Annotated in this window: 4 protein-coding genes; 1 reads left to right on the plus strand and 3 read right to left on the minus strand. The window is 71.6% G+C overall.

The window, feature by feature from the left end; genetic code table 11:
- Positions 1-153: 153 nt before the first annotated feature.
- Positions 154-639, minus strand: coding sequence for a MarR family winged helix-turn-helix transcriptional regulator (locus L0P92_RS42050; protein ID WP_234768411.1), 486 nt, complete (start codon positions 637-639; stop codon positions 154-156).
- Positions 640-908: 269 nt separating this feature from the next.
- Here L0P92_RS42050 and L0P92_RS42055 point away from each other — a divergent pair, with 269 nt between their 5' ends.
- On the plus strand, positions 909-1,748 hold the full coding sequence (locus L0P92_RS42055) for a lysozyme (RefSeq protein ID WP_234768412.1): 840 nt from the start codon (positions 909-911) through the stop codon (positions 1,746-1,748).
- A 105-nt stretch (positions 1,749-1,853) separates the two neighbouring features.
- Here the strand turns inward: L0P92_RS42055 and lon are convergent, their stop codons facing one another.
- Both lon and L0P92_RS42065 read right to left on the minus strand, forming a co-directional pair.
- Complete coding sequence (lon, locus tag L0P92_RS42060; protein WP_234768413.1) at positions 1,854-4,268, minus strand: endopeptidase La; 2,415 nt, start codon at positions 4,266-4,268, stop codon at positions 1,854-1,856.
- 99 nt (positions 4,269-4,367) lie between these two features.
- Positions 4,368-4,970 (minus strand): rhomboid-like protein (locus L0P92_RS42065; protein WP_234768414.1); only part of this gene is annotated, 603 nt, incomplete at its 5' end.

Consider the following 4,970-nt stretch of genomic DNA (forward strand, 5'->3'; position numbering starts at 1 on the left):
CGGCGCCCCAGAGCCTCACCCCCCAGACGCCCCCGACGGCCAAGACAGCCCGCAGCCCGCGGGACGGCTCGCACGCCTTCGATGGCCCGGGTGGCCCGAGGGCCGGACACTCGGGCGGTTTGCCGGAGTGGGCTCAGGTCCCCTCGGCCGGGGCTACTTCTCCATCCCCCGGTTCAACTGGTTCAGCAGGCGCCCCAGCTCCGCGACCTCGCGTGGGTCCCAGTGGGAGAGCTGTTCGACGTAGCGGGCGCGGCGGGCCTCGCGGACCTTGGCGACTCGGCGCCGGCCCTCCTCCGTGAGGTGTACGAGCCAGGCCCGTCCGTCGGCGGGGTCGGGCTCGCGGGCGACCAGGCCCAGGTCCTCCAGGGCACGCAGCTGGCGGGACATGGTGGCCTTGCCGACGCCGATGTAGGCGGCGAGCTCGGTGGCCCGCAGCTGCCCGGACTCGTCCAGCCGGACCAGCAGCCCGTACGCCGCCGACTCCAGGTCGGGATGGACCTCGCGGGCCATCTCGCCCTGCTTGGCCCGGGCGCGCCGGAACAGAACGGTCAACTCCCGTTCCAGATCGAGGAACTCGGGCCGGCCGGGACCACCCCCGGACCGTCCTTGCCGCTCGTCCCCGTTTCCGTCTTCCCGCACGTCAGCCCCTGCCTCGATTTTCCCGGTCCTGAAGGTTTCCGGTCCTGAAGGTTTCCGCCGCCCGCCGTCGTCGCCGCAGCTCCGTCAGTATTTCGCAGGCTCAGACCAACGGCAGCCTCCGGACCCCCTTCCACCTGCCCTTCTCGCTGCCTGGCGGCTCCGTCGAGGGCCTGACCGGCATGCTCACGCCACGCAGCCCCGCGACAGCGGCCGGTCACGCATCCGTACGGCTTCCCCACCGAGCGTCACCGAGTCTTCGGAGGCACGCTATGCCCGTGCACAGACCCGAACCGCTCCGCACCCGGCACACCCCTGTCGCCGGGCTGCTGCTCGCAACCGTCCTGACCCTGACCCTCCTCGTACTGACCTCCCGGCCCGCTTCCGCGTCCGCCGACGAACCCCCGCCCCGCGGCTCCGCCCACATGGGCATGGGCGTCGTCACCCATGACGGCACAGCCGGTGAACCCATCGCTGACCTGGCCGCTCAGACGGAAGGCGTGGACGTCTCCAGCCACCAGGGCAACGTCGCCTGGTCGACCCTGTGGGACAGCGGGGTGAAGTGGGCCTATGTGAAGGCCACCGAGGGGACCTACTACACCAACCCCTATTTCACCCAGCAGTACACCGGCTCCTACAAGGTCGGCATGATCCGCGGCGCCTACCACTTCGCCACCCCTGACACCACCAATGGCGCAACCCAGGCCAACTATTTCGTCAACCACGGCGGCGGCTGGTCGGGCGACGGCAAGACCCTGCCGGGCGTCCTCGACATCGAGTGGAACCCGTACGGCGACGCCTGCTACGGCAAGACCCCGTCCGCGATGGTCACCTGGATCCGCGACTTCGTGAACCAGTACAAGTCCCGCACCGGCCGCGCCCCCGTCATCTACACGGCGACGAGCTGGTGGAAGCAGTGCACCGGCAACTACAGCGGCTTCGCCACGGCCAACCCGCTGTGGGTCGCCCGGTACGCCGCCGAGGTGGGGGAACTGCCGGCGGGCTGGGACTACTACACGATGTGGCAGTACACGTCCTCCGGCCCGACCGTCGGCGACCACAACCGCTTCAACGGCGCCCTCGACAGGGTCGTGGCGCTCGCCAAGGGGTAGATCCGCCGGACAGACCGAGCGCGGCGAAGGCCCGGGCCTCCCTCACGGGACCCGGGCCTTGCCTGTCCGGTCCCCGCGGGCGGAGCCCGCTAATGGACCACGTCGTCACGCCGCGATCGGAACCTCGGGGGCCGCGGCGTCGGTGGCCGGCGCCAGGGCCAGTTCCAGGACCTGGCGGACGTCCGTCACCGCGTGGACGTCAAGCTTGTCCAGCACCTCGGCGGGGACGTCGTCCAGGTCGGGCTCGTTGCGCTTGGGGATGACGACGGTCGTGACGCCCGCCCGGTGGGCCGCCAGCAGCTTCTGCTTCACACCGCCGATGGGCAGCACCCGGCCGGTCAGGGAGACCTCGCCCGTCATCGCCACGTCCGTGCGGACCAGTCGGCCCGACAGCAGCGACGCCAGCGCCGTCGTCATCGTGACGCCCGCGCTCGGACCGTCCTTGGGCACCGCCCCGGCCGGGAAGTGGATGTGTACGCCCCGGTCCTTCAGGTCGGCCACCGGCAGTTCGAGCTCGGCGCCGTGCGAGCGGAGGAAGGACAGCGCGATCTGAGCGCTCTCCTTCATCACGTCACCCAGCTGGCCCGTCAGCGTCAGACCCGCCGCGCCCGTCTCCGGGTCGGCCAGCGACGCCTCCACGAACAGCACATCGCCGCCCGCTCCGGTCACCGCGAGGCCGGTCGCGACGCCCGGGACCGCCGTACGCCGCTCGGCCGGGTCCTGCGCCGACTCGGGCACGTGGTGCGGCCGGCCGATCAGGCCGCGCAGGTCGTCCTCGCCGATGGTGAACGGCAGTTCCCGCTCGCCCAGTTCGTGCTGGGCCGCGACCTTGCGCAGGAGCCGTGCGATCGAGCGCTCCAGGGTGCGCACGCCCGCCTCGCGCGTGTACTCGCCGGCGAGCTTGCGCAGCGCGCCCTCGTCGAGCGCGACCTCGTCCGCCTTGAGACCGGCCCGCTCCAGCTGACGCGGGAGCAGGTGGTCGCGGGCGATGACGACCTTCTCGTCCTCGGTGTAGCCGTCGAGGCGGACCAGCTCCATACGGTCGAGCAGGGCCTCCGGGATGGCTTCCAGGACATTGGCGGTGGCGAGGAAGACCACGTCCGACAGGTCCAGTTCCACTTCCAGGTAGTGGTCGCGGAACGTGTGGTTCTGGGCCGGGTCCAGCACCTCCAGCAGGGCCGCCGCGGGGTCGCCGCGGAAGTCCGAGCCCACCTTGTCGATCTCGTCGAGGAGGACGACCGGGTTCATCGAACCGGCCTCCTTGATGGCGCGGACGATCCGGCCGGGCAGCGCGCCCACGTACGTACGCCGGTGGCCGCGGATCTCGGCCTCGTCGCGGACGCCGCCGAGGGCGACCCGGACGAACTTGCGCCCCATGGCATGCGCCACGGACTCGCCGAGCGACGTCTTGCCGACGCCGGGCGGGCCGACCAGCGCCAGTACGGCACCGCCGCGCCGGCCGCCGACGACACCGAGGCCCCGGTCGCTGCGGCGCTTGCGCACCGCGAGGTACTCGGTGATGCGCTCCTTCACGTCCTCCAGGCCGGCGTGCTCGGCGTCCAGCACGCCCTTGGCGCCCTGGATGTCGTAGGCGTCCTCGGTCCGCTCGTTCCACGGGAGTTCCAGGACGGTGTCCAGCCACGTGCGGATCCACGATCCCTCGGGCGACTGGTCGCTGGACCGCTCCAGCTTGTCGACCTCCTTGAGCGCCGCCTCCCGGACCTTCTCCGGCAGGTCGGCGGCCTCCACGCGAGCGCGGTAGTCGTCGGACTCCTCGCCGTCCTGCTCGCCGTTCAGCTCGCGCAGTTCCTTGCGGACGGCCTCCAGCTGACGGCGCAGCAGGAACTCGCGCTGCTGCTTGTCGACGCCCTCCTGGACGTCCTTGGCGATGGTCTCGGCGACGTCCTGCTCGGCGAGGTGGTCGCGCAGTTGCTGGGTGGCGAGCTTGAGGCGGGCGACCGGGTCGGCGGTCTCCAGCAGCTCGACCTTCTGCTCGGTGGTCAGGAAGGGCGAGTAACCGGAGTTGTCGGCGAGCGCGGACACGTCGTCGATGGCCTGGACGCGGTCGACGACCTGCCAGGCGCCGCGCTTGCGCAGCCAGGCGGTGGCGAGGGCCTTGTACTCCTTCACCAGGTCGGCGACCTGTCCGGGCAGCGGCTCGGGCACGCTCTCGTCGATCCGCGCGCCCTCGACCCACAGGGCCGCACCCGGTCCGGTCGTCCCGGCGCCGATCTTCACGCGGCCGCGCCCCCGGATCAGGGCGCCGGGGTCGCCGTCGGCCAGCCGGCCGACCTGCTCGACGGTGCCGAGCACACCGGTGCTCGCGTACGTGCCGTCGATGCGCGGTACCAGGAGCACCCGTGGCTTCCCGGGTTGTGAGCGGGCGGCCGCTTGGGCGGCCTCCACCGCGGCGCGTACATCGGCGTCGTTCAAGTCCAGCGGGACCACCATCCCGGGCAGCACGACCTCGTCGTCGAGCGGCAGCACGGGCAGGGTGAGCGGTGTGGACGTCGAAGCCATGATCTCCCCTTAGGCAGTCAAGTTGAGTTATGCCGACTCAATGCTTGAAGGGGGCTAAATGTTCCCGTGCATACGTTCGCTGTGAGCGATCACGTGGCCCTACCCGGCCCGCGCGGCCCGCCATCGCCGCACGAGCGGCCACATCCCGACCCCGATGACCAGCGCGATCAGATGTCCCCAGTTGGTCAGCGGATCGGTGAGGTTCAGCAGGTCCTGGAGCAGCATCCCGCCGAACAGCGCGAGCACCGGCCACCGCAGCCACGGCCGCAGCAGCCCGGCCAGCGCGCCGACGCTCGCGGCGACGCCGAAGCTGATGCCGTAGTCGAGCCGGAACAGCGAACTGCCGGGGAGCCGACCGGCCAGCACGGCGAGCCCCACCGGGACCTCGGTCGCGAGGGTGGCCAGGACGTGCCCGGCCAGGAAGACCAGGGCCGTGCGCACACCGCCGACCCGTCGCTCCAGCGCGGTCAGCACCAGCAGGAAGCCGAGCGCGTACGGCCCCAGGAAGCCGCCCGCGACCCACAACGCGCTGGTGAGCAGCACCAGCACGGGCGTCCGCACGAGGTGCGCGACATCGGTGCTGGAGTCCTGGTGCAGGGCGTGGACGAGGTCGGGGGCGGCGTACGTGGCGACGATCGAGGTGACGGCGAGGACGGCGGTGTAGGCGAAGGTGAACGGGGTGCCGGTGGGGGTGGGGAGCAG

The sequence above is a fragment of the Streptomyces muensis genome (genome assembly GCF_021474425.1).
Taxonomy (GTDB): Bacteria; Actinomycetota; Actinomycetes; order Streptomycetales; family Streptomycetaceae; genus Streptomyces; species Streptomyces muensis.

Coding starts and splice junctions, on each gene's coding strand:
- L0P92_RS42055 (WP_234768412.1), top strand. CDS start 909: ATGCCCGTGCACAGACCCGAACCGCTCCGCACCCGGCACACCCCTGTC.
- lon (WP_234768413.1), bottom strand. CDS start 4,268: ATGGCTTCGACGTCCACACCGCTCACCCTGCCCGTGCTGCCGCTCGAC.